We start from the raw sequence: 26,270 nt of genomic DNA on the forward strand, positions 1-26,270 counted from the left end.
ACCATTGTTTTGGTACGGAAAAAAGTCTATCATTTATTCCTCCTCTCTGCCAGAAACCTACATTTTTTATCCGGCGTTTTTTTACATTTTATCACCGGCGTTGACAGCCGTTATAATCGTTATAAATTTCAAATGGCACAGGACGGCGAGCAAACAAAACCGCTCCTCCTCCACCAAATACTTCCACATACCGGTCGGCGTCATCCGGCATTCGCTCAAGGATATATGGAAGTAGCGCGGTCTTGCCACCAACCCAGGGAAAAGGGGGCGAGGCTGTGATTTGTATGTTGGCTCACCTACTCTCTTGTCGTTAAACGGAAAAAGAGGCGTACAATTTTAAAAAACTGTACGCCTCTTTTTCCGTATGAGAACCTCTATGCAGCCTTGCGGCTTTTTTCTACATATGGCACAAGCCCCGGAAGTAAAACTACTTCCGGGGCTTGTGATGTTGGCATCTGTCTATTTTCCCGGGCCGCTTCCAGCCAAGTATCTTCGACGCAAGTGGGCTTAACTGCCGTGTTCGGGATGGGAACGGGTGTACCCCCACCGCCATCGACACCAACTATGGGAGCACCGCTTGCGCGATGTTCCGTTTGGGTCTCCTTCCGGAGACTGGCTCCCCCTGTTGGACTCGAACCAACGACATTTCGGTTAACAGCCGAACGCTCTACCGACTGAGCTAAGGAGGATGGTGACCCGTACGAGATTCGAACTCGTGTTGCCGGCGTGAGAGGCCGGAGTCTTAGGCCACTTGACCAACGGGCCATATGGTGCGCCATCAGGGACTCGAACCCGGGACACCCTGATTAAGAGTCAGGTGCTCTACCAACTGAGCTAATGGCGCAAATTCGCGGAATGGGCAGGGCCGGAATCAAACCGCTTGACTATAATACACTATCCCTGTCGAATTGTCAAGGGCGAATCTGCAAAAAATAGGAACTTTTTGTGCCATCCCGCTCGCCGTCAATCCGACGGCTCCGAAGACGCCGCTGTCGTCGATTCAGCGGCGATATCCTGGGCGTCGTCCTGACCCGCAAACCACTTGCGCAGCTGATGCGTGATGTCCTCGAACACCTCCACCGCCTTGAAGCGCACCTCGTATTTTCCCGGCTTCGTGACAATATCCGCCTGCTTCTCGTCCAGCACGTCGCTGAGCTTCTCGCTCTGGGTGGCGGCGGATACGCACATAGGCGGGAACACCACGCACCACCAGTTCTTTCCCTCGCCCTTGCCGATGGTGAAGCGCACCGCATCATACATGCCCGCCGGCAGACTGACGGTCTCATACTGCCGGGTGGTGAAATACATATGGCACAGCTTGGCCTGCACGGTGTAGTCGTACCCCTCGTCCCACACGACCTGCTGGGCCGCGGCGATCAGCCGGGGCAGCTCGTCCTCCGCCCGCCCTAGCGCCTCCCCCGCATCCTGCGTGCCGTCGAACAGCCCCGCCGCCTCCCGCACCACCGCGTCGCGCACCTTCAGCTTCAGCTGCTGGTCCTCCCCGCTGTCGGAGTTGGCCAGAATATGCAACCGCAGCACCCGTTCCCGAATCTCACCGCACTCGGCGCTGAAGCCGCACAGCGATATACATAAACAAAGCAGCAGCCCGCAGGCGATCGCCTTCATCCACTTTCCCATTTAAAAATCCCGCCTTTCCATTGCTTACAGGCAACAGTATAGGCGGGATTTATTGCGTTATACAAAATTTTCCAAAAATTTGATTTACGCCGGAAACGGCCCGCTTTCACAGGGCCGGCACACGTGGACGCTGACGCCGCCCTCCCGCAGCGCGTCGGCGCAGCGGCGGGCATCCCCCTTGTCCGAAAACAGCCCGAACACGGCGGAACCGCTCCCCGTCATCTGGCAGCCCAAGGTGCCGTGCCGGCGCATGACCGCCTTGATGTCCCGCACCTCGGGCAAATCCAGCGCGTACTCGAAGACGTTGCACAGCTCCCGTCCCGCCGCCTCCAAATCGCCGCCGCACAGCGCGTCGGTCATGGCGAACTGATGGGGACGGTGCGGAATGTCCGCCCCGTCCACCAGCCGGTAGGCCTCCGCCGTGGAAACCCCGCAGTCCGGCTTGGCGATTACCAGCCAGCAGGCGGGCAGGGAGGGCAGCGGCGACAGAATGGTGCCGATGCCGGTGGCCGCCGCCGCCCCGCCCAGTATACAGAAGGGTACGTCCGCCCCCACCGTCTGCCCAATTTCGCAGAGTTCCTCCGCCGTCATATGCGCGTCAGTCAGCCGGTTGAGCGCCGTCAGCACCGCCGCGGCGTCGGCGCTCCCGCCGGCCAGCCCCGCCTCCATGGGAATGCGCTTGGTCACATGAATGTCCACCCCGGGCAGCGCTTCCTCCAAATCCACGGTCGCTAGGAAAGCCGCCGCCGCCCGGTAGGCGGTGTTGCGGGCGTCGGCCGGCAGCGTCGGATCCGATACCGTCAGCCGGATCCCACCCGCCTCCCGCAGGCTCACCCGCACCTCGTCGGTATAGTCCACGGCCTGCATGATGGTATGGATGAGGTGATACCCATCCTCCCGTCGTCCCGTGATGTCCAGCGTCAAATTGATTTTGGCCGGCGCCAGCATGGTGATTTCCACCGGCTTCCCCCTCCTATTCCGCGTCCCCGGCGTGCTCCGCGATAAAGGCGCGCAGCCGCTCCATGGCCTCGGTGATATGCTTGAGGGAATAGCAGTAGGAAATCCGCACAAACCCTTCGCCCGATTCCCCGAACGCCGTTCCCGGCACCACCGCCACATGCTTTTCCATCAGCAGCTTCTGGCAGAAATCCTCCGACGTCATGCCGGTAATCCGAATGGAAGGGAACACATAAAAGGCCCCCTCCGGCTCAAAGCAGGTCAGTCCCATCCGGTTGAGCTCATCCACAATGAAGCGGCGGCGCAGATCGTATTCCGCGCGCATGACCGTCACGTCCTCGTCCCCGTGCTCCATGGCCTCGATGGCCGCATACTGGGCCGTCGTGGGCGCGCACATCAGCGCGTATTGGTGCAGCTTGACAATCGCCGCCATCAGCGGCTGCGGCCCGCAGACGTATCCCAGCCTCCAGCCGGTCATGGCAAACGCCTTGGAAAACCCGCCCACCAGCAGCGTGCGAGCCTGCATGTCCGGCAGGGAGGTGATGCTCACATGCTCCCGCTCCCCATAGGTCAGCTCGCCGTAAATCTCGTCCGACAGCACCATAATTTCGGTTCCCCGCAGCACCTCGGCGATTTCCTCCAGATGCTCGCGGCGCATCACGCCCCCCGTCGGGTTGTTGGGGAAAGGCAGCACCAGCATTTTGGTCCGGGGCGTGATAGCCGCCCGCAGCGCGGCGGCCGTCAGACGGAACCCATCCTCCGCCCTGGTGACGATCGGCACCGCCACTCCTCCCGCCATGCGGGACAGCGGCTCATAGCAGACGAAGCACGGCTCGGGGATCAGCACCTCGTCCCCCGGATTCAGCAGGGCGCGAAATCCCAGGTCGATGGCCTCGCTGCCTCCCACCGTCACCAGGATTTCGTCCTTGGGAGAATATGTAACGCCGCTGTGCCGCTGCACATAGGCGGCAATCGCCTCCCGCAGCTTCATCAGCCCGGCGTTGGGGCTGTACCAGGTTTTCCCCGCCTCCAGGGTGCGGATCCCTTCCTGCCGGATGTGCCAGGGCGTCGAAAAATCCGGCTCTCCGATGGACAGGGAAATCACGTCCTCCATCTCGTTGGCTATGTCAAAAAAGCGGCGGATCCCGGAGGGCTTGAGCACCCGCAGCGTCTGGTTGAGTATCTCATCGTAATTCATGGGTTCACAGGGCTCCTCTCTCGTCCTTTTCCTCCCCGAGGAAGAGCACGCCCTTTTCCTTGTACCGGCGCAGCACAAAATGGGTGGCGGTGGAAATCACCGAATCCAGGGGGGACAGCCTCTTGGCCACAAACATGGCCACGTCCTTAAAGGTGCGGCCGTTGACCACCACCGACAGGTCATACCCGCCCGACATGAGGTAAACGCTCTCCACCTCTTCGAAGCGCATCACCGTTTCCGCGATGCCCTCAAAGCCCAAATCCCGCTTGGGGGTCACCCGCAGCTCGATGATGGCGGTGACATACTCGCGATCGGTCCGGTCCCAATCGATGAGGGCCTTGTATGCCCGGATAACGCCGCTTCTTTCCCAATCGGCTATTTGTGCCGCCACGGCCTCCTCCGTCGTGTCCAGCATCACGGCCAGCTGGGCGTTGGTCAGACGTGCGTTGGTATCCAACAATTTCAGCAGCTTATCCATGGGGTTTCCTCCTTTTGTTTTGTGGGGCACGTAAGGCCATGATACCACAAGGCGGCGCGGAGCGCCGCCCTCCTTAGTACGGAACGGCTTTGTCCGTTCCGGGGTGGTTCCATGTTCTCCCAGCCGTCGGAAATCTCGGATTTCCGCTTACGGCGCGAGGTTATTATACCACAAAGCGATGCGCAAGGCGCAGCGCCTACCTTAGTCCGAAACGGCTTTGCCCGTTCCGGAGTGGTTCAATGTTCTCTCAGCCGTCGGAAATCTTGGATTTCCGTTTACGGCGTGAGGTTATTATACTATAATCCCCCGGTTTATACAACCGGTTTCTGCCCTTCGCCGGCCGCCTCGTCCCGGCGGCGCACCTTTCGCTTGGTTCCGTCCGCCTCGACGATATAGGTGTTTTCCAGCGATGCCCGCAGGCTGGCCCGGCAGGCGGCCGCGTATTCCAGCCGGAGCGCCTTCTGCTCCGCGGCCTCCTCCTCGCTGAGCGGCTGAAGCCGCGCCTTGCGCGCCAGCTCGTTGATCCTCTCGATTTTGCTCTGTTCCATCTTGATTTCCTCCCGCCACATGGTTTTTACAGTATACCGCACTTTCCCCGCTGTTACAACGCCCTTGCGGTAATTTTTAAAGAACACTGGCGCCGTCTGGAAAAATATGTTATACTTTGCTCATATGTATCGAAAAAAGGGGGGATGGATGTTGAGTGAGGACTACGCGGCTTCCTTTCAAGAATACTTCGACGCTTATTACGAAGAAATTCTGAAATACTGCTACATCCATCTGGGCTATAATCAAACGCATGCCCAGGAATGCTGTCAAGAGGTTTTTCTTCTCTGTCTGCAAAAGCAGCCAGCCTTCCCCACGCCGGACGGTTTGAAGGTCTGGCTGTACCGCACCGCTAAATTCCAGGTGAAAAAGATGCTCCGGAACCTGCAGACGGAGCAGGCCCGCCTGGATTACTACCAGGAACGCCCCGAAGGAGCGGAAGCAGGGGCCTTCGCCTATCAGCCAGATCTGGACGCCGCGCTGGAACTGCCCATCGAGGTCGAACCGCTGAAGGTTCATGTGCTCGGCAAGCTGAACACGCTGGAGCTTGAACTGTATCATATGTATTATACGGAGGACTGGCCCTGCCGGGAAATCGCCAAGGAACTCGGCGCATCCGAGAATACCATATACCAGCGGCTGTCCCGGCTGCGGATCCACATTTTAAGGGAAGTGCACAATTTAGGCCTGGCTTAGGGCCAAGCAGCAACAAATATGTAGAAAAATTGTTTTCGCATGTAAGATTCGGAAAATATTGGGATTATATATATATAGGAGGTGTATCCGCATGGAAAAAGAACCCGTTCCCTTCCCTGCCGCCGGCTCGTCTCGCCAGCTCAAGCTGCGGCAGAACCGTGAACTGCAAAAAAGCTCCGCCAGCATCGATTTGCAATTTATGAAGGAAAGCTCCGATACCATCCTGGAACTGGATGGAAAAACGATGGACTGGGCGCCGGATAAAAACGAAGCTTTCCGGCAGCTGATGGCCAAGGCAGCCGACATGAATCCGCAGCCGGCCGCTCGCTCCCGCAAGGTTTTTCCCTCGTCCATGCGCCGCCTTCTGATCGCCGCATGCGTGGCCAGCTTTCTGGTCGTGGGCGCCTATGCCGATATCAACGGCCGCCTGCTTCGCAATCCAAACGAGTATTCCTTCCAGATTACTGCCGGCGTGTCTGACGAGCCGGAGGAAATAACGCTGGCCGGCACGCAGTCGGATACGCCGCTGTATAAGCAGCTGGAAGCCCTGCAAATCCAGCAGCCGCTGCTTCCCCGCTCCGATCTCCTAGACTCCTATAAAGTGTCGCTGGAAAAGCTGGCCAACAAAATCGGCAACAGCGTCATGGTCACCTGGAAGAATCGAAAGAATCAAGTGACGTTCGAGGTGGCGGATTATCGCGAGGCCGAGCAAGTGAGTATTATGAAATCCTATCCATATTCCCGCATGGAGGAATTTGTAAACAACGGCGTGACATACGCCCTGCTGGAATATCGTGGCCAGGTGCGCTGCGTGTTCCATACAGGAGACATCCTGTATATCCTGACCGCCGATCTCGACTGGGGTACCGTCCGCGAGCTTGCCCGCTCAATCTGCTAAACCAAGAAGCCCGATGCACGCGATGCATCGGGCTTCTCTTTTGTATACGGCCAATCCTTGCCCATGCGGCTTTCCTAGGTAAGCGATGATTCAATCCGGTTACGCAGATTTCATCATCATTTCCCTGGAATCAGCCGCGAATATACCGGCTGCTGGCATAGCCCGTCTGGCCGTTATAGTCCACGACGTACCAGTCCTGCCACCGCCCCAGAATCTGCACCGCTGCCCCGTTGGGGATGGAGCCGATGATGTCTCCTCCCATGCTGGGCATGTTCCGCAGGTTCAGGTTGCCGCGGGCCGTGTCCACGATCCCCTTGCGTGGGGACTGCGCCTCGATAAACGGGATATCGAAATAGGTCGCCAGGGACTGCACCAGGTTCCGGGCGATGGCGGGGATGTTGTCCCGGATCCAAGCCGCGTCCTCCGGATTGTCGTGATACCCAATTTCCGCGAGCACCGCCGGCGCGCGGGTGCGCACCACCTCGGCCAGCGTCGTGGTGGGCACCGTCCTCACCCGCTCCGGCAGCGGATAAATCCGCTTGAAGTTCTCCGCAATGATGTCGGCCGCCCGCTGTCCCGCCGCGCTTCCCGGAAAATAATAGATGTCGATGCCCCGCACCTGTCCCGCGTTGGCCGGTCCCGCCGCGTTGGAGTGCAGCGCCAGATGCAGATCGTAGTTGCCCGCGTTGGATTGGGCGATGGCCTGGGTTACCGTTTCGTCTGGATTGTTGCGGGTGAACCGGATGCCGGTGGAGCGCAGGTAGGGCTCCATGGCATCCGCAATCCGGTTCATGTAATACTCTTCGCTCTCCCCGATGACATAGGGGTTGTTCTGCTGGGTGGACGGGCTGAGAAAAATGGTCGGCATGGTGTATTCTCCTTTTTCATAAGCTGATGCTGTCACGGCAGCTTGACGGTTTTGGTGAAGTATTTCTCGGAATCCGGTCCGCTGGGCCGCAGATACCGCCCCAGCCCGTACAGGCATTCCGGGTCCTTCGTGATATAGTTTACCCGGCTCTCGCACACCAGGGTCGCCTGGAAGCCTAGTTCCTTGAGGATGGGCAGAGCTTCCTTGCTCACCGCTCCGAACGGATAGGTGAAGGTGGTGGGGGTGTATCCGGTCATCTCCTTGACCCTGGCCTGCATTTTGGTCACGTCCTCGGTCAGCGCCTGCCGGTACTGATCCAGCGTCTCCCCCGCCGTTTTTTTGGTGCCTTTCCGGTGGGCCTTGTCGCTGGCGTGCATGTCGTAGCTGTGGTTCTGGATTTCCACCAGGCCGGAATCCATCATTTCCTGAATGTGCTTCCAGGTCACGTGGGAATAGTTGGCGTGGGTGTCCTCCACCTGGCTGTATTCATCCGTGTACCGCCCGATGGGGGACAGCACCATCTTGCAGCCGTACTGCTTTAGCAGCGGGAACGCGTAGAGATAATTGTTATAATACCCATCGTCAAAGGTCAGCATGATGGGCTTTTCCGGAAGCGGCTGATTTTTCCCCACATAATCGAGCAAATCCTGCATGACAATGGTGGTGTAGCCCTTTTCCTTCAGATACTGCAAATCCTTTTCGAAGGTCTCGGGCGTCACCACGTAGGCGCCGGTTCTCTTGGTCTCCTTGAGCAGCCCATGGTACATGATGATCGGTACCTGGACAGCCCCCTCCGGCGGCGGACCGCTGGCCCCCGACGCCGGTATGTTGTACAGACACAGGCCCAGCACCAACGCCGCCGCGCAGCAGGCGGCGATAATGCCGTGCTTTAGTCTCAGATGAATGGTATGGACGATCAACCCGATTCACGCCTTTCCGGCAGGCGCCGGGCGGAGGATTCCGTCCCGCTCCTGTACGCAATTTCGCCGTGCCGCCCTGCCGGAGGGCCGCACGGTCTACTCCTTGTATATGGCGGACAGGCGCGGATTTATGCGCAAAACCACAAAAAAGCGATCCCAAAGGCGCTCGTGTGGACAAGCCCGGCGGCCCGCGCCCTCTGTCGTCATAAAAACCCGGAGCAGCGCCATACGACGCCGCCCCGGGTTTTCCTCCGGTATTTTCGAATCGGTTTTCAAAGGGCGGCCCCGGCCGGTTTACTCGGCCGCCGGCCCCTCCTCTTCCTCACCGTCCAGCAGGGCGGCCGCCTGGGCCTCGGGCAGCTTGGTCACGGCGCTGAGCCGGCGTTGAATCTGCCGGGTGCGCACCCCCACCAGCTTGTCCAGCTCGCTGCCCGCCTGCTCCAGGCGCTGCTGCGCCGCCTGCACCACCGCGCCGAACTTGTCGAACTCGGTTTTTACCGCCCCCAGCACCTGCCAGACCTCGCCCGACCGCTTCTGAATGGCCAGGGTACGGAAGCCCATCTGCAGGCTGTTGAGAATGGCCGCCATGGTGGTGGGCCCTGCGATGTTGACATGGCAGTCCCGCTGCAGCGGCTCGATGAGCCCCCGGCGCACCACCTCGGCATACAGCCCCTCGAAGGGCAGGAACAAAATGCCGAAATCGGTGGTGTGGGGCGGGTCGAGATACTTCTCCCGGATATCCTTGGCAAAGAGCTTGATCCGCCTCTCCAGCGCCGTCCCCGCCGCCTCGATGAGCGCCGGATCCCCGCTGTCGTAAGCATCCTCCAGCTGGGTGTAGGCGTCGGCCGGGAACTTGGCGTCAATGGGCAGGTACACCGGCCCCTCGTCGTTCCCCGGCAGCTTGACCGCGAACTCCACGAAGTTCTTGCTGCCCGCCTTGGTGATCACGTTGGCCTCGTACTGCTCGGGCGACAGAATCTGCTCGAGGATAGCTCCCAGCTGGATTTCTCCGAGAACCCCCCGGGTCTTGACGTTGGCCAGCACCTTTTTCAGGTCGCCCACCCCCGCCGCCAGGGTCTGCATCTCGCCCAGCCCCTTATACACCTGCTCCAGCCGCTCGCTGACCAGCCGAAAGGACTGGCCGATGCGCTCCTCCAGGGTCTTCTGCAGCTTTTCGTCCACCGTAGCCCGCATCTCAGCCAGCTGCCGTTCGCTCTGCTGCATGAACAGGGTCATCTTCTCATCGCTGCTTTTGACCATGCCGGTTACCGATTTCTGCAGCGTCTCCTGGCTGAGGTTGAGCAGCCGGTTGGCCTCCGTCTGGGTGTTCACCAGCATGGCCCCCAGATTACCCACCGCCTGCTGGACGTTCCGGCTGCTCTCCATCCGGCTGTCCCGCAGCTCCGCAAGCAGATCGGCCCGCAGCCCGTCCAGCTTCTCCTGCATCCGGCGCAGCTCGTCAGCCTCCCGCCGGTCCCTGCGCGTGCGCGACGTGAGCGCCAGCAGCACGGCCAGCAGGATCAGGTTCGCCGCCGACAGTCCGATGAGCAGATACGTCTCCATGTGTTCCCCACTTTCTCCTGCCTGTTACTCTTCTCCAAACAGCTCCTGGGCGATATGCACCGCCCCCATGGCATCCTTGGCATACCGGTCGGCTCCGATTTGCGCGGCGTATTCCGGGGTCATCACCGCGCCGCCCACCATCACCCGGCAGCCGGGCGCGGCGGCACGCAGGGCGCGGATGGTCTCCTCCATCCCCGCCACCGTGGTGGTCATCAGAGCGCTCAGCCCGCACAGCCGCACCTTTTCCCGCCGGGCGGTCTCGGCTACCAGCGCCGGATCCACGTCCTTGCCCAGGTCGATGACATCGTAGCCGTAGTTTTCCAGCAATACCTTGACAATGTTCTTGCCAATATCGTGAATGTCTCCCTTGACGGTGGCCAGAATGATTTTGTTCTTCTTCACCGGCGGCTGTCCCGCCGCGTCCATATGCGCCTTGAGAGCTTCAAAGGCCGCCTTGGCCGCCTCCGCGCTCATGAGCAGCTGCGGCAGAAACAGGGTGCCCTTTTCAAAGCCCTGCCCCACCTGATCGAGGGCGGGTATCAGCTGGTCGTTGATAATATCCAGCGGCGCCAGAGCTTTCACCTGCGCGGCCGCCGCTTGGTAGGCCCGCTCCTTCAAGCCCCGGACGATGGCCTCGCGCAGCCCCATCTCCGCCGCCATCGCCGTCGGTGCCGCCGCGGGCGCCGCGCCCGCATACCGCGCGATATATGCCCCGCACTGCTCGTCCTGGGCGCTCAGGGCCCGGAAGGAGAAGTAGGCTTTCATCATCGCCTCGGCGTTGGGGTTGAGAATGGCCGCGTCCAGCCCGCTCTGCAGGGCCATCAGATAAAAGGCGGCGTTGATATTTTCCCGCTGGGGCAGGCCGAAGGAGATGTTGGATACCCCGAGAATGGTGCCCACTCCCAGCTCCGCCTTCACCCGCCGCACCGTCTCCAGGGTGACCAGCGCGGCCTCGGCTCCGGTGCTGATGGTCATGGTCAGCGCATCCACCAGGATGTCCCGCCGGTCGATACCGCAGGCCTCCGCCCGCCGCACGATCTTCTCCGCGATGCGCAGCCGCCCTTCCGCCGTTTCGGGGATCCCCCCTTCGTCCAGCGTCAGCGCCACCATCACGCCGCCGTACTTTTTCACCAGCGGGAACACCATGTCCATGGATTCCTGCTTGCCGTTGACCGAGTTAATCAGAGGCTTGCCGTTGTACAGCCGCATGGCGGCCTCCATGGCCCGCCCGTCGGAGGTGTCGATTTGCAGGGGCAGATCGGTGACCCCCTGCAGCGCCCGGACGACTCCCGTCATCCTCTCGGTCTCGTCGATTTCCGGCAGCCCCACGTTGACGTCCAGCACATGGGCCCCGCTTTCCTGCTGGGCGATCCCCTCCCGCAGGATGTATTCCATGTCGTTTTCCCGCAGGGCCTGCTTGAAGCGTGCCTTGCCCGTGGGATTGATCCGCTCCCCCACGATGACCGGCGCGCCGCCGATGGTCACCGCTTTGGCGTAGGAGGAAACCACCGTGCGCCCCTTGCGGCTCACCGGCGGCGGGGTGATCCCCCGGCAGCGGCCGATCATGGCCGCCAGATGGGCCGGCGTGGTGCCGCAGCAGCCGCCCAGCAGCCAGGCCCCTCCCGCCGCCATCGCCTCCATGTCCGCCGCGAAAGCCTCGGGGCTTACGTCGAAGACCGTCCGTCCGTTTTCGCTGCGGGGCAGCCCCGCGTTGGGGTTGACGATAACCGGCAGGGAGGCGCAGGCCATCAGCTCAGGGAGCAGGCCCTTCATCTGATCCGGCCCCAAGCCGCAGTTGAAGCCCAGGGCGTCCACTCCCAGCCCCTCGAGCAGGGCCACGGCGGCCGCGATATCCCCGCCGGTGAGCAGCTTGCCCTTGTCGTCGAATATCATGGTGGCGAAGACCGGCAGCTTCGTGACCTCCTTGGCCGCCAGCACCGCCGCCTTCAGCTCATAGGTATCGCTCATGGTTTCGATGAGCAGGCAGTCGGCCCCCGCCCGCTCCCCCGCCGCCGCCATTTCGGCGAACAGGTCGTAGGCCGCCTCGAAGGACAGCTCCCCCAGCGGCTGCAGCAACTTGCCGGTGGGGCCGATATCCATGGCCACCCATACGTCGTCCCGTCCGCTCTGGCCAGCCGCCTCCTTCGCCAGGCCCACAGCGGCGGCAATCACCGTCTCGGTCCTCTCACCGAACTTCAGCCGGTTGGCCCCGAAGGTGTTGGTCTTGAGGATCTGGCAGCCCGCCTGCGCATACTGCCGGTGGATGTCCCGGATAACCTCCGGCCTGGCGAGGTTCCATTCCTCCGGCAGCATCCCCTGAGGCAGCCCCGCCTGCTGCAGCATGGTGCCCATGGCCCCGTCGAAAAAGAGCAGATCTTTTCCCAGCCGCTCCCGTATGGTCTGTGTTTGCATCGTCCATCCGCGCCTTTCTGTTGGTGTCAAAAAAATCCGGTGAAGCGCCAAGCTCCACCGGAACAGCTTTCCTTTATCAAACCCGCCGGAACGCGCACCCCACGTTATCGCAGGCCGCGCATTTCACCATGTGGCAGGATCCCGCGTCCGCCGTCAGTCCCAGCAGGCAGGTGAGCGATTTGGTGGGAGTGAGCATGTAGCTGTCGGTCATGGTCAGCCCGATGCGCCGCCCGCAGTCCAGAAGCGCCAGCATATCCGCCTGGTGGGCGATGGAGAAATCGCCGTACCCCGGTCCGAACTGTGCCCGCAAATACAGGCCTCGCTCTCGCGCCTCGCGGCCAAGCTCCCCCATCCATTCGTCGCAGTAGGCTTCCAGCATGGCGGTGGCCGCCGCCTGCATCACCACCGCCCGGCTCATGGTGGTTTGGCTGTACCGGTGGATCAGCCGGTCCACCGGCGCGCCCAGTGTTCCCGCGAAAGCGATGACCTCGCGGCATCCTTCCAGGTGATTGGCCAACATGTCGCTGTGGACGGCCACGCCGCCGAAGGAGACGCAGGCCCCTCGGATGTCCATGGCAAAGGTGCGGCTGATATACTTAGCCGCCGCGCATCTTTTCAGCTCCTCCAGGCAGGTGTCGGCCAGTTCGGCCACGGCGTCGTCCGCCTCCTGCCGGCGATAACCCAGATACCGGAGTACCTCGTCGCGATTGACCGTAACCGCTCCCATACTTGCAACACCCCTTTAAACCGGCGCCTCCCCGTTCCGTCACTGGCCCACAATAGCTGACAAATTGGCCCGGATACTGGCCGCTACATCTGGTTTGTTCATGGTGTATACGTGAATGCCCCGCACCCCGTTGGCGATGAGATCGATAATCTGCTCGGTCGCATAGGCGATGCCCGCCTGTTTCATAGCGGCCGGATTGTCCCCGAACCGATCCACAATGGAACGGAACCGGGAGGGCAGCGAGGTGCCGGACAGCTGGCAAATCCGCTGGATCTGCCGCCCATTGGTGACCGGCATGACTCCCGCTATCACCGGCACTTGTATGTCCTTGGCTAAAATGCGGTACAAAAAGCTGTACAGCACGCTGTTGTCAAAAAACATCTGGGTGGTCAAGAAATCGCAGCCGCTTTCCACCTTCTGTTTCAGATGGAGGATGTCCTCCTCCTGATGGTCGCATTCCACGTGCCCCTCCGGGTAACAGGCCGCGCCGATGCAGAAGTCCCCCCGCCGTTTGATTTCCTCGATAAGCTCGTAGGCATACCGGTAATGCCCCGGCAGCGGGAAGGCGTCCGGCCCGGGTATGTCGCCCCGCAGTGCCAATATGTTCTCGATGCCGTTATCCCGCAGCCGGCCCAACATGGTGTCCACCATCTCTTTGGTGGAGGAGACACAGGTCAGATGAGCCAGTGCCGTCACGCCGCAGTCGTTCTGAATATGGGACGCGATGGCCACCGTGTTTTGGGAGGTGCCGCCGCTGGCTCCATACGTCACACTCATGAAATCCGGATGCAGCGCCGCGATTTCCCCCACCGCCGACCGAATAGGCGCGGCGTCCGTTTCCTTCTTCGGAGGGAAGACCTCGAAGGAGAGGGTGGGGCGGGAGGGGGTTAGGAGATCCCGTATTTTCATGCAGTACCTTCCGTTCTCTCGCATACCTGGAGGTCGGATGGGGCGGCGGGTGCCTGTTGGGGGGTGGCCCCCGCTTCCCGCCCGGACTACCCGCCAATTTTATCCATCCGGCTTCCTGCGAATTTCTACTATTATATCAGAATTTGTGCGAAAAGAAAAGGGGTTGTCATAAAATATCCGCTTTTGCGACACTCCGGGCGGGTCCGGTGGGGACGAATGGCGATTTTTTTGTATGTTTAAGCAAATTTGTGAAATATATTCACTTGAGTGCCTGCTCCAGGTCGGCCAAGATATCGTCGATATGCTCCGTTCCGATGGACAGGCGCACCGTGCCTGGCCGGATGCCGGCCTCGGCCAGCTCCTCCTCGCTCATCTGGGAATGGGTGGTACTGGCCGGATGGATGGCCAGGGACTTGACGTCCGCCACATTGGCCAGCAGGGAAAACACCTGCAGCCGGTCGATGAAGGCCCGGGCCGCCTCGGCGCCGCCCCGAATTTCGAAGGTGAAGATGGAGCCGGCCCCTTTGGGGAAATCCCGCCGGTACAGCGCGTGATAGGGACTGTCCGGCAGGGCGGGATGGTTGACCCTTTCCACCCGGGGGTGACGGGCCAGGAATTCGGCGGCCCGCAGGGCGTTTTCCACATGCCGTTCCACCCGCAGGCTGAGGGTCTCCAGCCCCTGGAGGAAAAGGAAGGCGTGGAAGGGGCTGAGCACCGCGCCGGTATCCCGCATCAGCGTCACCCGCGCCTTGGTGATGTAGGCCAGGGCCCCCGCCGCCTCGGTGTACACCACGCCGTGGTAGCTGGGATCCGGCTCCGTCAGGCAGCCGAAGCGGCCGGAGGCCGACCAGTCGAAGCGGCCCCCGTCCACGATGACCCCGCCGACGGCCGTGCCGTGGCCGCCGATGAACTTGGTGGCGGAGTGCACCACAATATCCGCTCCATGCTCCAAGGGCCGCAGCAGATACGGGGTAGCGAAGGTGTTGTCCACGAGGAGGGGCAGGCCGTGCGCATGGGCCAGGGCGGCCACGGCATCCAGATCCACCAGGCTGGAGTTCGGGTTGCCCACGCTCTCCAGGAAAATGGCCTTGGTCTCGGGCCGGATAGCCCTTTCAAACTCGCCCGGCTCGTCCGGGTCGACAAAGGTGCAGGTGATGCCATAGGCAGGCAGGGTGTGGGCGAACAAGTTGTAGGTGCCCCCGTATACCCGCTTGGAGGAGACGATGTGATCCCCGGCCTTGGCGATATTCTGCACCGCATAGGTGATGGCGGCGGCGCCGGAGGCGGTGGCCAGGGCCGCCGCGCCCCCCTCCAGGGCGGCGATCCGCTTCTCAAACACATCGGTGGTGGGATTCATCAAGCGGGTGTAGATGTTCCCCTCCTCCGTCAGGCCGAAGCGGGCCGCGGCCTGATCGCAGTCCTTGAACACATAGGAGGAGGTCATGTAAATCGGCACGGCGCGGGCGTCGGTGGCCGGATCGGGCTGTTCCTGCCCGGCGTGCAGCTGCAGCGTTTCGAATTTCCAATCATTTTTGCTCATAAATATCCACCTTTCATTCGCACAAAAGCGCACATTTCCGCACAGAATACACGTTTTCCGCTGCGAAGGCCATACGGCTTTCGCATAAAAGCGCACGGTTTCGCACGGCAGGCTCCGGAGGTAACTAAATATTTCCTATAGGATTAGTATGATTAAATCACAATTCCCGCCTCTTGTCAAGAGGGCGGGACGATTTTTTCAAATGCAGTAATCGACTGTGCCCCGTTCGCTGTACTTTTCCACGAGATCGGCCAAGGTGATAGAATCCACCACGTTGTCGATGGCCTCCTTCAGGGCGCGCCAGACCTCGATGGTCACGCAGCGGTCAGCCCGGGAGCAGTCCCCTTCCCCATCCACGCATTCCACCGGCGCCAGGGAGCCTTCCATCAGCCGGAGGATCCGCCCCACAGTGTACTGGGCGGGAGGCTCGGCCAGGCGGTAGCCGCCTTGGGCGCCGCGGACGCTTTTGACAAAGCCGGCGCGGCTGAGCTGGGTGATGATTTGTTCAAGATATTTATCGGAAATCTCCTGCCGGGCGGCGACCTCTTTGAGAGGGATATACTCCCCGGTATCGTGCAGGGCGAGATCGAGCATCAGGCGCAGCGCGTAGCGGCCCTTGGTTGAAATTTTCATTGCCATGAGGGTACTCTCCTTTTTAGAAAGTCCTTTTGCTTGTCATGGCCTATTGTAGCACAGGAGGCGGAGGGTGGCAAGAGAATGCCTACTTTTTCTATAGGAAAAGAAATCGGGTGTGGATTAGGCTCCGCACGACAGCGGCAGCGGCGCAGTCAATCTCTTTGGGGCATTTTGTCCCAAAGAGCCGGATTTGCTGAGGTTTCCCAACAAGCATTCTTGCAGGCCCTGCCCAGCAAAAATTTCGGAGTGTGGCCACACCCGAATTGCTTGCAGAAACGTGCGGCCCTCGGAAGTACCGTCGTTAAAAAATAGTAGACTTATGGCGCTCATTTCACTCTTGTATTATTGTATGGGACATGCTAAAATAAGTTCAACCTATCGAATTTGTTTTTATTGTACGCGGAGGTGATGGAGTGCCAAAGGTAGCTTACTCTGAGGAGGATAGGGAACGGATCCGGGCGGAACTTGTTACAGTTGGGCTTGAACTGATGGCAAAACAAGGCATACAGCATACAACCGTGGAGCAAATATACAAAAGAGTTGGCATATCACGTACTTTCTTCTATTCTTTTTTCTCAACAAAAGAAGATTTGATTGTTGAAACGCTATACTTGCAACAACCTAAAATTATTGAGTATGTGCAAAAGCTGATGGCCGATCCGGCTTTAAGCTGGCGTGACGCTGTGAAACAATTTCTCCACGCCTGCTGCTATGGAGAGAAAAATGGAATTGCTGTTTTAACGATTGAAGAACAACAGCTTATTTTTAAGCGTCTGTCAAAAGAAAGCTATCAAGTGTTTCGTCAAAAGCAATTTCGTCTTTTTGGAGAAATTTTAGAAAACTTTGGGATAAAGGCCAACACAGCAAGAATCCATCTATTTACGAATTTAAGTCTGACGGCGATGGTTGTACGCAGGGCAATCCCTAATACGCTCCCCCTGTTTGTTCCCGAAGCTGCCGATGAAACGGTTGACTTTCAGCTAAATGCCATTGTGGATGCCTTGGAGAAATTGAAAACGGCTCCGCATCTTGAATAGTAGGAATGAGGAAATCCGTCCGAATATTATGTTTCGGCCTTATATTCAGACGGATTTCACTTTCATTAAAATAAAAACAAATTTAGTTATTTGCTCTTATCTTTCAACGATAGAGATCAAAACAAAACGTAAAGGAGAACATACGATGAAAGCATTTGACCGATTCGTAAGCAAATATCCACCGGGTAATGACTTGCGAAAACCCACCGCTGAAATGCTGGAGCAATTTCACGGGAAACTGCCAGCAGAACTTCTGAACTTTTGGCAGGAATATGGCTTCGGAAATTATGGCGGCGGATTACTGAAAATAATAGATCCAACTGATTACGTTGATACGCTCACACTTTGGCTGGGTGAGCAAGAGGGATGCCTGCCCATTTTAATGACTGGATTTGGAACGCTTTTTATTTATCGCAAGCTATCTGAGACAGCCGACGATATGTGTCTGCTTGATATTCACTACCGCAAATCGGGCAGCTTTTCCACCAGCTTTTCCGATTTTTTTGAGCGTATCATTCCCGCCGAAAACTTTGCAGAACAATTTTTGCGAGTAGAGCTCTTTCAAGAAGCATCTGCTAAACAAGGGGGCCTTGCAGAAAACGAAATCTTTTTCTTTGCTCCGGCTTTGGCTTTTGGCGGAGCCGAGTCCATTCCATATATCGAAAAAGGAAATGCCGTTGTTCATCAGCACTTGTTGTTTGAAATGGGAGGGGATAATTCCGACGATACAGAGCCAGGTGATAGGTGGTCGCAAGCCTATGAAGCAAATCCTCACGTATTTGAACTGGAGAACGGCGGGCTTATGGTCAGCTTTACTTTTTCGGAAACCGTGGATACTATCCTGCCGGTAGCACCAGAAACGCTATACGAAATCGAGGGCGAGACCATCTCTCTATGGGCTTTGACTTTTGTTAGCTTAACAAAAGAGGAAAACCTCGGCTTTTTAGAATATCGCAGGGCCTTGCAACGGTTACAGCCCTACATTGTGGAAACGAGGGGAGACTACATATTGATTCGCGGCTTGAGCCTGTCGGAGATGGAACATGTCCTATCGGAGCAATAGACTTTGCTTTATCGCCACTTTGTGACAAAGTGCCCGAAATGGTATGCCTTATTTTGCAGTATTACTTCATGTATGAGGTTGTGGGTACTGCCCTATCCAGAGCCATATAAAACATTTAAATATTCAGGAGGAAAACGAGCATGGGATTTTTTAGCAAGTTATTTAAGGGGCCTGAAATTGACATGGAAAAGAGCAACGCAAACGCAAAGAAAATGCGTGCTCTATTTAACCAGGTCGTAGAAGATGGGGATAATTATAGGCTGATTTTCGGATATACCGAGGATGTGAGCCGTTTCAACTATGGATTTGTTCATGGAAGTAAAACGAAGATCGGAAATTTAATTGTCGGCTGGAACGAAGCCAGCCAGACGATTGTGGTCGTTCCCACAGTACCCGATCTTTCCGGCTGCGGCGATCCGACCTATTATCGCCGGTCTGAAATTTTGAAAGCCTATCGTAATAAGTACCCTACCGACGCATTTATCATTTACCCGGACAAAAAAGGGTACATCGGCATCAATGCCTACGACTGGCTGGAAGATGAAAAGCTGTATGTTTATGTGTCACAAGATGATGAGTTGGCCGCTTTTACCGACTTCTTTATGACCCGATTTGCAACAAAGTGAGGTAAAAATGCCTTTTGGAGAAATCGGAGCGTTCCTGCTGATTCTGGTGGGCGTGTTTATAGTTGGTAATCTATGGTTTCATTTCACAGAAGCCATACTGAGGCGGATCAAAAGGCTATTTACACGTCATAAAAAGCCTCCGGCATGGCATCCGCTCCCCCCAGACAAGGAGGACTGAAAATGTTTGATATCAACGAGATTAGGAAACGGGCGCAGCAAGCCAGTGAGCATGCGACCGATTCTATGAAAAAGACCGTGGAAAAAAGTGAGGAACTAATCAGCAAAATCGAGGTTCCCAGCTCTGAAAAAAGCGCATCTATACCTGCCGCTGAAGTAGAAGAACAGATCAACGCGAACACTCAACGTCAAGTGGAAATCCTCGGCCAGATATTCGGGGCTGACAGCATGGCGCAGATGGCTGTCAATGAGGAATTATTGAAAAAAATGGTAAATGATAAAGTGGCTGAGGCAACTTCATCTACTGCTGAGGACTTGATGGGACAACTGTTCGGAGAAGATATGGGCGTGATCGCGGCGGCTCTGGAAACGCTGGAGATGGAAGATGCGGACGATGAGGAAGAACTCTCGTTTGATCTGGAACTGGAAGAAAATCTCTATACTACCCTGGAAGAAACAATGGATCGGCTTGAGGCCATGCCTGAGCCGGAGCCGATCCCGTACCAAAAAGAGGACGTAAAATGGGAACGATTCGGCATCCTGCTGTCTGGTATTTTATCGACCCTTAACGACCACGATCTGTATCGTATGGATGTGGAGGAACATATTCCTGTGATGGAACAGAAAATCGTGTCCCTTGTACGTCGTTCTTGGGGGATAGATGGTCGCAGCGATCTGCTGGATATGATCCGCTATCTGGCGCAGGAGGGCTATATCCTGCGGTATCAGCTTTATAGTGAGGCGGCTTCGCCGGAAGAATTGATGGATGAAACTATGGATGAGGATGATCGCGAGTCTACCAGCCGGGCATGGAGATTTGTACAACGCTATAAAAATCAATATGCCCCCGGATTTATGGCTGGATGGGATATTGGCCGAGCGGCAATGCTGACCCGTTGGGGGTGCTATTTGGGTTGGATTACCGAAAGCGAGGCTGTCGGCATCCTTTGGGATCTATCCCAAAAGGTTGTTGAGGAGCTGCATAGCTGGCGCGAATTTGCCCAGTCTTATCTTTTTGGCGGCCTAATGTGGAAATTGCTGTGCGGTGACAGCTCCGCCGGAAGTTACCTGGGGTACATTGCAGACGCCGCCACAGACCTTCTGGCCGGGAAAGAGGAGCAAGGCAACGGGCAGTGGCGTGACTGTCCCTGGCCCGCGCAAAGAAAGATCGGTTTTACGGTTTAAATTTTTTGTAAAGTCGCGGTTACTCTCCAGCCACCAACGAAACGGCATATAAAAAACGCTGGATGGCGGCAGTGTTGCTGTACACCCAAGAGAAAGCTAAGCGGCGGTTTTGGAATGAACCATTTCAAGGCCGCCGTCTTTTTATGCGGATATGGCGGCAGTAGGGAGGTCATGCTGTGTCGATTTGCCGGCCGTCTGACTCATGAGACAATCATAAGAAAACCCGCCATACCAACGCCAAGCCCGATAGGGCAAAGCGTCTCGGAAAGATGCTTGGGCAGGCAAAAACGCCCGGCGGGCGTTCCTTTTGGGAACGCTTGCCGGGCGGGAGTGGGTTATTCTGAAAGCAGCAGCTCGGTGATCTCCTCCAGGGATCGGACGATGAGGGTGGGGGTGACGGGACCACGCTCCGCCTCCTCCCGGGTGGCCTCGCCGGTCAGCACCAGGATGGAGGTCGCCTCCGTGCCCTGGGCCAGGGCGATGTCGGTATACAGCCTATCCCCCACCACGGCCAGCTCCGCCGGGGCGAAGCCGGTTTTCTCCGTCAGGAAGTCCAGGGTGTGCCGGGAGGGCTTGCCGTAAAATTCTGGGAAGACGCCGGTGGACGCCTCGATCAGGCGGGCGATGGATCCGCAGTCGGGCATAAAGCCGCCGCCCTCCACCGGGCAGTTCAAATCGGGATTGACCCCCACATAGGGCACGCCCGCCCGGATGAAATCGCAGGCCCGGCGCAGCCTATCATATTGCAGGGTGGTGTCGAAGCCCAGCACCACCACGTCGGGGGCGTCGCTCTCCACCGTGAAGCCCGCGGCCCGGAAATCCTCCTGCAGATAGGGGGTGCCCAGGATGAAGGCGCGGCCGCCCGGGAACCGGGCCGCCAGATGGCGCACCGCCACCTGGTTGGAGGTGAACATCCGCCCGGCGTCGGTCTCGATGCCCATGCCCCGCAGCTTCTCGATGTAGCAGGCGGCGTTTTTGGAGGAATTGTTGGTGAAAAAGAAGGTCTCGCGGCCGGTGCGCCCCGCCGCTTCCAGAAACGCCTTCGTAAAGGGGAACAGCTCGTTCCCCAGGTAAATGGTGCCGTCCATATCCAGCACGAAACCGCGCACCCGGCGGAGAAGCCGCCGCTTTTCCTCGCTATTCATTCGGCACCTCTCAAACATGCCGGTGCACATCGGCGGCGCAGCCTTTTTCGGCCACATTGTCGCGGATGTTGTCCGGCGCGGCATCCATGCGGGCCTCAAAGACCTTCTTCGATTTCTGCAGCTCGTACAGGGTGGCGGGGCCGGCCAGGCAGCCGCCGGCGCAGGCCATGCCCTCCACAAAGTCATCCGGCAGCTTGCCGGCCTTGAGCAGCATCAGGGCCTTGCGGCACTCGTCCGCGCCGCTGCATTTGGCCACCGAGAGGGAGACGTCGGCCCCCTTCTCCTCGATCACCCGCTGAACGGCGGCGGTCACGCCGCCGGCCAGGGCGAAGCCCTTGCCGTAGCGGGTGGCGTCGTCGCCGGTATCGGGCACAGCGATCGCCTCGGCCTCGATACCCTTGGCGCAGAGCATGGCGTACAGTTCCTCAAAGGTCAAGACGTACTCCAGCTCCTGGATATACTGGGACATGACCTCGTTCTTCTTGGCGATGCAGGGGCCGATGAATACGGTCACGGCCTCGGGCCGCTTGCTGCGGATATACCGTTCGGCGGCCACCATGGGGGACACGGTGGTGGACACGAAGGGCAGCAGGGCGGGAAAATGCTTGCGCACCAAGCTGACGAACGCGGGACAGCAGGAGGAGGTCATGGGCTGGCCCTCCGCCTTGCGCTCGAGCAGCTCTTCCGCCTCGCTGAGGGCCACCATATCGGCGCCCAGGGCGACCTCATACACATCCTTGAAGCCCAGCTGCCGGATGGCCTCCTTGATTTGGGGCAGGGTGGCCTTGCCGAACTGGCCCTCAATGGCGGGGGCCACCATGGCCACCACCTCCTGGCCGTCGCTGCGCAGCGCGTCGATGACGCTGGTCATCATGGACACGTCCGAGATGGCGCCGAAGGGGCAGCCCACCACGCAGGCCCCGCAGTTGATACACTTTTTGGGGTCGATGGTGGCGATGTCGTTCTCGTCCATGCTGATGGCTTTGACAGGGCAGCTCTTTTTACAGGGCCGCTCGATTTCCACGATGGCGTTGTAGGGGCAGGCGGCCACGCACTTGCCGCATTTGCGGCACTTGTCCTGGTCGATGACGGCGCCCCGGGGCGTGTTGGTAATGGCGCCGAAGGGGCAGGCCTTGGCGCATTTCTTGGCCAGGCAGCTCTGGCAGTTCTGGGTGACGGTGATTTTGGTGATGGGGCAGCCCTCGCAGGCGCAGGGGATGACGTGCACCACCTGGGAAGCGTCGGCGTCGGTATACAGCACGTCATGGGGCAGCTTGCCCATGGCCATGCGCACCCGCTGGCGGACGATCTCCCGCTCCCGGTAGACGCAGCAGCGGAAGTTCGGGCGGATCCCCTGGATGATCTCAAAGGGAATGGCGTCAAAGCTTTCGTAGAGGTCGCCCGCAAAGGCGTGTTTCGCGGTGGTTTTGAGCACCTCGTGCTTAATCTGTACGATATCCATCATGTCCGGCATGTGCGTTTTCTCCATTTCTACGCGTTCAGTAATATTTTATCTGCACCACTTTGCCTGCCCCCCGCAGGGTTTCGGCCAGATCCTCCAACAGGCGGATCTTGATGCTCAAATCCACCGGCAGCTGGGGATTCTGGTGGGCGGGGTTGATCGCCTTGCCGATGAACAGGTACAGGTGGGTGCAGCGTTCCAGCAGGATGTGGGCAATCTGGGCCGCCCCGTTGGGCTTATCCAGCTCCTTAAGGGTATCGGCATCGGCGGGATCGGCCAGGAAGCGGGTGATGAGGGCGTTGGCCTGCCGGAGGGTGAGGACCCCCTCGGTGACCAAATCCAGGCCCTTGATATGGGCGATGGGCGGCAGATCCCCCTCATAGTTCAGGTCGGTGGTGACCTCCCGGCCCAGCACCCGGGCCACCAAATTGGCGCTGCTGCCGCCGCAGACCAGCTTGAGGCCCTCGGGCGACATGAAATCCACCACCGCCCGCTCGTCATCCTGCGGGAAGCGGGGCGGGCCGGCGAACATGCTGACGATCTGCTGGGGCACGGCCTTGACGGTGGCGACGGTGGTGTCGTCCCCCGGCCGCTTCATATACAGATCCTCGCAGGCCCCCAGCAGGGCGGCGGTCATGCGGGCGCTGGTGTTCTCCTTCCCGCAGTTGTCCTGCACGAAGTCGCAGACGTTCTCCCAGTCCCAGCCCAGATTCATCAGTTCGCCCAGGCCGGCGTAAATGACCCCGTCGCTGAACATAAGGAACATATCCCCCACCGACAAATCGAAAGAAGCCTCCCGGATGGTCTTCCCCCCCACCTCGCGGGTGGTGTAGTCCACCGGCAGCACCACGCCCTCGTGCACCCAGACGCAGCCGGGGCAGTCGAACTCAGTCAGGTAGGCCTTGCCGTCGGCGGTCAGCTTGAGAATGGAGAAGGTGGAATAGGCCATATGCCGCACCTTGCACACCGGCAGGGTATGAACGATGGTGTCCACCGTATCCTCCAGGGTGGCGCCCGACTTCATCATGGTGGCGATGATTTTGGAGGTCAGGGTGGCCAGGATGTTGGCCTTCACGCCGCTGCCCAGGCCGTCGGAGAGCACGACGATCACGTCGTCCCCGGTGCGCACCACTTCCACTTTGTCGCCGCAGAGCTCTTCGTTTTTCTTATTGAGGCTTTTGGAGGTGACGTCGAAATACAGGCGATTGCTCAAGCCTTCCTTCATCCTTTCCGGTCAGCCGACCCCGCTTCGTCGAGCATGAGATCCTTGAGCAGGTTCAGCGTGACCTTGGTTTCCGCCGTGGTCTCCCCGAGCAGGCTGGCGATTTCCTGGGCCGCGATCATCTGCTTTTCAATGACCTTCTGGGCCATCTCCGCCGATTCCAGCCGGGCGCGGAAATTCTTCTCCTTGGCCTGCTCCTCCTCGGTGATGTCCTTGATGAAGCCCATGACCAGCTCCTGGTCGGGGACATAAATCAGGGTTTGAGAGGTGATGATGTTCAGGGGATCGAGCTTGACCTTTTTGTCGAGGATATTCCGGTGGGTCTGGAACACCTCCTCGAAATCGGCGGGGTCCATAAACTCGTACAAATCGGCTTTCAGGGCCATCTGCCGCGTGACCCCGAACAGCTTCTGGGCGGTGAGGTTGAGCTCGACGATGCGCAGGTCCCTGTCCACCGCCAGGATGAGGTTGGGGGACACGCTGAGGGTGACGTTGCTCAGGGACTGGGACAAATCGTTGATATAGGGCAGGCACATGTACAGCTCGGCCTTTTTCTGATACACCGCGATGGCCTTGTCCCGGCAGGTGGGATAGCCGCAGGAGCCGCAGTTGAGCTCCTTGTCCGGGGTGGGCTTGCCGATTTCCGTCAGGATCTTGCGGATGGTGGCCTCGTCGGGCATGGGGGGCTCGAGCGGCTCGGCCTCGAAGGCCTGCCCCAGCGCAATCGGCCGGGATTCGACAGGGGCGGAGGCCTCGGCGTAGCTTTCCACCTCGAGCAGGCCGCGGTAAGCCGCCCGCTTATCCTCCGCGATAAGGGGGCCGTTGACACAGCCGCCGTCACAGGCATTGAGCTCGGCAAAGACGCGGCCGATGTGCCCGGCCTCCAGCTCCTTCAAAAACTCCATGACGTTTTCCAGACCGCACACGCTCATGAACCGGTAGCCGTTGTAGGCGCTGGATTCGGTTCCGGCGGCGCCGCGCACGTCCCGCACCACCCCTTCGGGGATGGGATAAATCCGGGAAAAGGGGGCGGGCAGGGGGGCTTCGTCCTCCGGCAGGCCGGCGGGGTCGATCCCCCGATCCGCCAGCAGCTTATCCAGCATCCGGAAGGACAGCACAGCGTCGGCCGATTCGGGATGCTCAGCGATCTCCTTGATTTTGGCCAGGCAGGGGCCGACGAACACCACCCGGGTGTCCGCCCCCTGCTCCTGCTTAATCAGCCGCCCATGGGCCAGGGCCGGCGAGACCACCGGGGCCATGAGGGGGGTGAGAGAGGGATAATATTTGACAATCAGGTCGTTGACGGCGGGGCAGCAGGTGCCCAGGACGGCGGGCATCTCCCCCGCGTCGAGCAGCTCCTTATACCGCAGGCTGACCTCGTGGGCCCCCAGAGCCGTTTCCTGCACCTCGTCGAAGCCCAGGGCTTTCAGCGCGGCGATAAAGCGGCCCCGGTTTTCCCGGCCGTAGACGCCTATGTAGGACGGGGCCAGGCTGGCCACGGTGCGTACGCCGGGGTCGGCCAGCATGCCGAGCACGGCGGCGGGGTCGTTGACCACGGTTTTGGCCTTCTGCGGGCAGACGTTGATGCACCGGCCGCAGAGGATGCAGCCGTCCTCGATGACCTCCACCCGGTCGTTTATGTAGCTGATGGACTTCACGGCGCAGTGCTTGAGGCACTTATAGCAGTTTTTACAATTGGCTTCCTTGACGCGGATATACCTCATGAGCATAACCCTTCCTTTCGCTCAAACTGTTGAGGCAACACCGCACAATTCGCAACGCTCGTTTTAAGCACCGTATGACTTGGAAATTTTTCGCCATATTTTGCAAAAAGCCTCGTCAATCCGAAAGGATTGCCTGCGTTTTTTGCTTTATCTGACAAAAAATTTCCTGACGCCATCCGGCGCTTAGAATTGTGCGGTATTGCCTTGAAACGCCGGGTTCACCCCTCCAGCTTCCCGACCACCTGCCGGACGAAGAAGTCGTCCACATTCTCCATGGTCAGGCTGTAAATCTCATCGGCAAATTTGACGCACACGCCCTCGTCGGCGCAGTGACCCATGCAGAAGGAGCCCTTCAGCTCCACCCGGCCCTCCAGCCGGTTTTCGGCGATCAGCTCCTTGAGGCGGTTGATCAAATCCCGCGAATTCTGCAAATGGCAGGAGCTGCCCACGCATACCATCAAATCCATATCGAACACCATCCCTGTTTTCATAATCGGGGCTTTCCGTTTTATTATACCGTGCTGTTATTTTTCTGTCAATCTATCGCGGCGATTTCCAGCAAAAAAAGACGGAAATCGCCACGGGAAGAGCGAGGGGCGCCGGGAAAAGGGGACACGGTGGCGTGCGCCATATGGGGCTGGGA

At 59.0% G+C, this 26,270-nt stretch carries 25 protein-coding genes, 3 tRNA genes and 1 rRNA gene; 6 read left to right on the forward strand and 23 right to left on the reverse strand.

Going from position 1 to position 26,270, the window contains the following annotated elements:
- Positions 1 to 91: 91 nt before the first annotated feature.
- The 10 genes from ACSAMM_RS07005 to ACSAMM_RS07050 form a co-directional block, all read right to left on the reverse strand.
- Positions 92 to 211 carry a hypothetical protein gene (locus tag ACSAMM_RS07005; protein ID WP_457790698.1) on the reverse strand — a complete coding sequence of 40 codons (120 nt, stop codon included), beginning with the start codon at positions 209 to 211 and terminating at the stop codon, positions 92 to 94.
- A 235-nt stretch (positions 212 to 446) separates the two neighbouring features.
- Positions 447 to 563, reverse strand: a 5S ribosomal RNA gene (gene rrf / locus ACSAMM_RS07010).
- A 50-nt stretch (positions 564 to 613) separates the two neighbouring features.
- Positions 614 to 689 (reverse strand) — tRNA-Asn (locus ACSAMM_RS07015).
- Positions 690 to 765, reverse strand: a tRNA-Glu gene (locus ACSAMM_RS07020). It abuts the tRNA gene before it with no gap.
- A gap of 3 nt (positions 766 to 768) precedes the next feature.
- Positions 769 to 844, reverse strand: a tRNA-Lys gene (locus ACSAMM_RS07025).
- A gap of 119 nt (positions 845 to 963) precedes the next feature.
- Complete coding sequence (locus tag ACSAMM_RS07030; RefSeq protein WP_178722622.1) at positions 964 to 1,638, reverse strand: stage II sporulation protein R; 675 nt, start codon at positions 1,636 to 1,638, stop codon at positions 964 to 966.
- 84 nt (positions 1,639 to 1,722) lie between these two features.
- Positions 1,723 to 2,598: a 4-(cytidine 5'-diphospho)-2-C-methyl-D-erythritol kinase gene (gene ispE, locus ACSAMM_RS07035; RefSeq protein WP_178722625.1), complete on the reverse strand. Its 876-nt coding sequence runs from the start codon at positions 2,596 to 2,598 to the stop codon at positions 1,723 to 1,725.
- A gap of 13 nt (positions 2,599 to 2,611) precedes the next feature.
- On the reverse strand, positions 2,612 to 3,793 hold the full coding sequence (locus tag ACSAMM_RS07040) for an aminotransferase class I/II-fold pyridoxal phosphate-dependent enzyme (protein WP_178722627.1): 1,182 nt from the start codon (positions 3,791 to 3,793) through the stop codon (positions 2,612 to 2,614).
- A 4-nt stretch (positions 3,794 to 3,797) separates the two neighbouring features.
- Positions 3,798 to 4,271, reverse strand: a complete 474-nt coding sequence (locus ACSAMM_RS07045; RefSeq protein ID WP_178722629.1) for an Lrp/AsnC ligand binding domain-containing protein — start codon at positions 4,269 to 4,271, stop codon at positions 3,798 to 3,800.
- Positions 4,272 to 4,582: 311 nt separating this feature from the next.
- Positions 4,583 to 4,819 carry a DUF896 domain-containing protein gene (locus tag ACSAMM_RS07050; protein WP_178722631.1) on the reverse strand — a complete coding sequence of 79 codons (237 nt, stop codon included), beginning with the start codon at positions 4,817 to 4,819 and terminating at the stop codon, positions 4,583 to 4,585.
- A gap of 148 nt (positions 4,820 to 4,967) precedes the next feature.
- Between ACSAMM_RS07050 and ACSAMM_RS07055 the strand changes: the two genes are divergently transcribed.
- Both ACSAMM_RS07055 and ACSAMM_RS07060 read left to right on the forward strand, forming a co-directional pair.
- On the forward strand, positions 4,968 to 5,513 hold the full coding sequence (locus ACSAMM_RS07055) for an RNA polymerase sigma factor (RefSeq protein WP_457790701.1): 546 nt from the start codon (positions 4,968 to 4,970) through the stop codon (positions 5,511 to 5,513).
- 91 nt (positions 5,514 to 5,604) lie between these two features.
- The gene (locus ACSAMM_RS07060) at positions 5,605 to 6,411 is read left to right on the forward strand and encodes a hypothetical protein (protein WP_178722635.1); all 807 of its coding nucleotides are present in this window, start codon (positions 5,605 to 5,607) and stop codon (positions 6,409 to 6,411) included.
- A 130-nt stretch (positions 6,412 to 6,541) separates the two neighbouring features.
- Here ACSAMM_RS07060 and ACSAMM_RS07065 read toward each other — a convergent pair whose 3' ends face one another.
- The 8 genes from ACSAMM_RS07065 to ACSAMM_RS07100 form a co-directional block, all read right to left on the reverse strand.
- Positions 6,542 to 7,279, reverse strand: coding sequence for an N-acetylmuramoyl-L-alanine amidase (locus tag ACSAMM_RS07065; protein ID WP_178722637.1), 738 nt, complete (start codon positions 7,277 to 7,279; stop codon positions 6,542 to 6,544).
- A gap of 32 nt (positions 7,280 to 7,311) precedes the next feature.
- On the reverse strand, positions 7,312 to 8,199 hold the full coding sequence (locus ACSAMM_RS07070) for a polysaccharide deacetylase family protein (protein WP_457790704.1): 888 nt from the start codon (positions 8,197 to 8,199) through the stop codon (positions 7,312 to 7,314).
- Positions 8,200 to 8,493: 294 nt separating this feature from the next.
- Positions 8,494 to 9,762 carry a DNA recombination protein RmuC gene (locus tag ACSAMM_RS07075; protein ID WP_457790706.1) on the reverse strand — a complete coding sequence of 423 codons (1,269 nt, stop codon included), beginning with the start codon at positions 9,760 to 9,762 and terminating at the stop codon, positions 8,494 to 8,496.
- 24 nt (positions 9,763 to 9,786) lie between these two features.
- On the reverse strand, positions 9,787 to 12,174 hold the full coding sequence (locus tag ACSAMM_RS07080; RefSeq protein WP_457790708.1) for a homocysteine S-methyltransferase family protein: 2,388 nt from the start codon (positions 12,172 to 12,174) through the stop codon (positions 9,787 to 9,789).
- 76 nt (positions 12,175 to 12,250) lie between these two features.
- Positions 12,251 to 12,901 (reverse strand): Vitamin B12 dependent methionine synthase activation subunit, encoded by a 651-nt coding sequence (locus ACSAMM_RS07085; protein ID WP_457790710.1) that lies wholly within the window; start codon positions 12,899 to 12,901, stop codon positions 12,251 to 12,253.
- 39 nt (positions 12,902 to 12,940) lie between these two features.
- Positions 12,941 to 13,810, reverse strand: a complete 870-nt coding sequence (gene metF, locus ACSAMM_RS07090; protein ID WP_178723235.1) for a methylenetetrahydrofolate reductase [NAD(P)H] — start codon at positions 13,808 to 13,810, stop codon at positions 12,941 to 12,943.
- Between the two features lie 259 nt (positions 13,811 to 14,069).
- Positions 14,070 to 15,350: an aminotransferase class I/II-fold pyridoxal phosphate-dependent enzyme gene (locus tag ACSAMM_RS07095; RefSeq protein ID WP_178723233.1), complete on the reverse strand. Its 1,281-nt coding sequence runs from the start codon at positions 15,348 to 15,350 to the stop codon at positions 14,070 to 14,072.
- Positions 15,351 to 15,548: 198 nt separating this feature from the next.
- Positions 15,549 to 15,983, reverse strand: coding sequence for an Rrf2 family transcriptional regulator (locus ACSAMM_RS07100; protein ID WP_178723241.1), 435 nt, complete (start codon positions 15,981 to 15,983; stop codon positions 15,549 to 15,551).
- Between the two features lie 416 nt (positions 15,984 to 16,399).
- On the opposite strand from ACSAMM_RS07100, the gene ACSAMM_RS07105 reads away from it, so the two are divergent.
- From ACSAMM_RS07105 to ACSAMM_RS07120, 4 genes are all read left to right on the forward strand, one after another.
- Positions 16,400 to 17,023: a TetR family transcriptional regulator gene (locus ACSAMM_RS07105; RefSeq protein ID WP_178723231.1), complete on the forward strand. Its 624-nt coding sequence runs from the start codon at positions 16,400 to 16,402 to the stop codon at positions 17,021 to 17,023.
- 145 nt (positions 17,024 to 17,168) lie between these two features.
- Positions 17,169 to 18,086, forward strand: a complete 918-nt coding sequence (locus ACSAMM_RS07110) for a T6SS immunity protein Tdi1 domain-containing protein (RefSeq protein ID WP_178723229.1) — start codon at positions 17,169 to 17,171, stop codon at positions 18,084 to 18,086.
- Between the two features lie 140 nt (positions 18,087 to 18,226).
- Complete coding sequence (locus tag ACSAMM_RS07115) at positions 18,227 to 18,712, forward strand: hypothetical protein (protein WP_178723227.1); 486 nt, start codon at positions 18,227 to 18,229, stop codon at positions 18,710 to 18,712.
- 180 nt (positions 18,713 to 18,892) lie between these two features.
- Positions 18,893 to 20,074, forward strand: a complete 1,182-nt coding sequence (locus ACSAMM_RS07120) for a DUF1266 domain-containing protein (RefSeq protein WP_178723225.1) — start codon at positions 18,893 to 18,895, stop codon at positions 20,072 to 20,074.
- Between the two features lie 335 nt (positions 20,075 to 20,409).
- Here ACSAMM_RS07120 and ACSAMM_RS07125 read toward each other — a convergent pair whose 3' ends face one another.
- The 5 genes from ACSAMM_RS07125 to ACSAMM_RS07145 all read right to left on the reverse strand — a co-directional run bounded on the left by ACSAMM_RS07125 (position 20,410) and on the right by ACSAMM_RS07145 (position 26,118).
- Positions 20,410 to 21,219, reverse strand: a complete 810-nt coding sequence (locus tag ACSAMM_RS07125) for an HAD-IIA family hydrolase (RefSeq protein WP_178720841.1) — start codon at positions 21,217 to 21,219, stop codon at positions 20,410 to 20,412.
- A 10-nt stretch (positions 21,220 to 21,229) separates the two neighbouring features.
- Positions 21,230 to 22,693: a monomeric [FeFe] hydrogenase gene (locus ACSAMM_RS07130; RefSeq protein ID WP_178720843.1), complete on the reverse strand. Its 1,464-nt coding sequence runs from the start codon at positions 22,691 to 22,693 to the stop codon at positions 21,230 to 21,232.
- A 25-nt stretch (positions 22,694 to 22,718) separates the two neighbouring features.
- A complete protein-coding gene (locus ACSAMM_RS07135) occupies positions 22,719 to 23,894 on the reverse strand; it encodes a SpoIIE family protein phosphatase (RefSeq protein WP_457790714.1) in 1,176 nt (391 codons plus the stop codon).
- 8 nt (positions 23,895 to 23,902) lie between these two features.
- On the reverse strand, positions 23,903 to 25,633 hold the full coding sequence (locus tag ACSAMM_RS07140) for a [Fe-Fe] hydrogenase large subunit C-terminal domain-containing protein (protein WP_457790716.1): 1,731 nt from the start codon (positions 25,631 to 25,633) through the stop codon (positions 23,903 to 23,905).
- A gap of 212 nt (positions 25,634 to 25,845) precedes the next feature.
- Positions 25,846 to 26,118: a (2Fe-2S) ferredoxin domain-containing protein gene (locus ACSAMM_RS07145; protein ID WP_457790718.1), complete on the reverse strand. Its 273-nt coding sequence runs from the start codon at positions 26,116 to 26,118 to the stop codon at positions 25,846 to 25,848.
- Positions 26,119 to 26,270 lie beyond the last annotated feature (152 nt).

The sequence above is a fragment of the Anaeromassilibacillus sp. SJQ-5 genome, assembly GCF_054108045.1.

Excerpts from the sequence above, each read along its gene's own strand:
- ACSAMM_RS07005 (WP_457790698.1), bottom strand. The coding sequence starts at position 211 with ATGCCGGATGACGCCGACCGGTATGTGGAAGTATTTGGTGGAGGAGGA.
- ACSAMM_RS07030 (WP_178722622.1), bottom strand. The coding sequence starts at position 1,638 with ATGGGAAAGTGGATGAAGGCGATCGCCTGCGGGCTGCTGCTTTGTTTA.
- ACSAMM_RS07040 (WP_178722627.1), bottom strand. The coding sequence starts at position 3,793 with ATGAATTACGATGAGATACTCAACCAGACGCTGCGGGTGCTCAAGCCC.
- ACSAMM_RS07045 (WP_178722629.1), bottom strand. The coding sequence starts at position 4,271 with ATGGATAAGCTGCTGAAATTGTTGGATACCAACGCACGTCTGACCAAC.
- ACSAMM_RS07050 (WP_178722631.1), bottom strand. The coding sequence starts at position 4,819 with ATGGAACAGAGCAAAATCGAGAGGATCAACGAGCTGGCGCGCAAGGCG.
- ACSAMM_RS07055 (WP_457790701.1), top strand. The coding sequence starts at position 4,968 with ATGTTGAGTGAGGACTACGCGGCTTCCTTTCAAGAATACTTCGACGCT.
- ACSAMM_RS07060 (WP_178722635.1), top strand. The coding sequence starts at position 5,605 with ATGGAAAAAGAACCCGTTCCCTTCCCTGCCGCCGGCTCGTCTCGCCAG.
- ACSAMM_RS07065 (WP_178722637.1), bottom strand. The coding sequence starts at position 7,279 with ATGCCGACCATTTTTCTCAGCCCGTCCACCCAGCAGAACAACCCCTAT.
- ACSAMM_RS07075 (WP_457790706.1), bottom strand. The coding sequence starts at position 9,762 with ATGGAGACGTATCTGCTCATCGGACTGTCGGCGGCGAACCTGATCCTG.
- ACSAMM_RS07080 (WP_457790708.1), bottom strand. The coding sequence starts at position 12,174 with ATGCAAACACAGACCATACGGGAGCGGCTGGGAAAAGATCTGCTCTTT.
- ACSAMM_RS07085 (WP_457790710.1), bottom strand. The coding sequence starts at position 12,901 with ATGGGAGCGGTTACGGTCAATCGCGACGAGGTACTCCGGTATCTGGGT.
- metF (WP_178723235.1), bottom strand. The coding sequence starts at position 13,810 with ATGAAAATACGGGATCTCCTAACCCCCTCCCGCCCCACCCTCTCCTTC.
- ACSAMM_RS07095 (WP_178723233.1), bottom strand. The coding sequence starts at position 15,350 with ATGAGCAAAAATGATTGGAAATTCGAAACGCTGCAGCTGCACGCCGGG.
- ACSAMM_RS07100 (WP_178723241.1), bottom strand. The coding sequence starts at position 15,983 with ATGAAAATTTCAACCAAGGGCCGCTACGCGCTGCGCCTGATGCTCGAT.
- ACSAMM_RS07110 (WP_178723229.1), top strand. The coding sequence starts at position 17,169 with ATGAAAGCATTTGACCGATTCGTAAGCAAATATCCACCGGGTAATGAC.
- ACSAMM_RS07115 (WP_178723227.1), top strand. The coding sequence starts at position 18,227 with ATGGGATTTTTTAGCAAGTTATTTAAGGGGCCTGAAATTGACATGGAA.
- ACSAMM_RS07120 (WP_178723225.1), top strand. The coding sequence starts at position 18,893 with ATGTTTGATATCAACGAGATTAGGAAACGGGCGCAGCAAGCCAGTGAG.
- ACSAMM_RS07125 (WP_178720841.1), bottom strand. The coding sequence starts at position 21,219 with ATGAATAGCGAGGAAAAGCGGCGGCTTCTCCGCCGGGTGCGCGGTTTC.
- ACSAMM_RS07130 (WP_178720843.1), bottom strand. The coding sequence starts at position 22,693 with ATGCCGGACATGATGGATATCGTACAGATTAAGCACGAGGTGCTCAAA.
- ACSAMM_RS07140 (WP_457790716.1), bottom strand. The coding sequence starts at position 25,633 with ATGCTCATGAGGTATATCCGCGTCAAGGAAGCCAATTGTAAAAACTGC.
- ACSAMM_RS07145 (WP_457790718.1), bottom strand. The coding sequence starts at position 26,118 with ATGAAAACAGGGATGGTGTTCGATATGGATTTGATGGTATGCGTGGGC.